At 76.2% G+C, this 558-nt stretch carries 1 protein-coding gene and 1 pseudogene; both read right to left on the bottom strand.

From position 1 onward, the window contains the following. Positions 1–232, bottom strand: a pseudogene (locus ABD901_RS58890) (ATPase); the annotation flags it as partial. Continuing rightward, positions 229–558, bottom strand: a 330-nt coding sequence (locus tag ABD901_RS58885) for a family 4 glycosyl hydrolase (protein ID WP_486303879.1), incomplete at its 5' end; no start/stop codon positions are given. The pseudogene ABD901_RS58890 and the gene ABD901_RS58885, both read right to left, overlap by 4 nt.

The raw sequence follows: 558 nt of genomic DNA, 5'->3' as shown, positions 1-558 counted from the left end.
CGGCGACGTAGACGGACAGCTGGTCGAGGCCGATCGAGGAGGGCAGGGCGGCCGCGGCCCGGGCCTCGCCGACGAGGTCGGCGATGCGCGCGACCGCGGCCGGCAGGCCCAGCACGTGCGGCGACGTGGTGGGGCCGGTGACCCGGGCCAGGACGCGGCCGTCCGAGTCGCCGAGCACCACGTCGGTCTTCGAGTTGCCACCGTCGGCCGCGGCATACAGCCGTGCCGTCACGACAGCCAGGCCAGGTGGTCGCGGTTGGCGGACAGCAGCTCGTTCGTCAGGCGGTCCGCCTTGTCGTGCTGGCCGACGAGCGGGTGGGCGAGCAGGGCGCGGTAGACGCGGTCCCGGCCGCCGTGCAGGGCCGCGTCGACGGCGAGCTCCTCGTAGGCGGACACGCCCGCCACGAGGCCGGCGAGTTCGGGGCGCAGGGCGGGGGCGGGCAGGGGTACCGCGCCGGCGGCGCCGACCCGGCAGGTGGCCTCGATGACGGCGTCGTCGGACAGGAACGGGAAGTAGCCGCGGTTGCGCACGTTGACGGCGTGGATGCCGCCGTCGTC

The organism is Dactylosporangium darangshiense, assembly GCF_039537565.1.
GTDB classification, from domain to species: Bacteria; Actinomycetota; Actinomycetes; order Mycobacteriales; family Micromonosporaceae; genus Dactylosporangium; species Dactylosporangium darangshiense.
The sequence above is the reverse complement of the archived record's forward strand: the minus strand, read 5'-3'. Positions and strand labels throughout refer to the sequence as shown.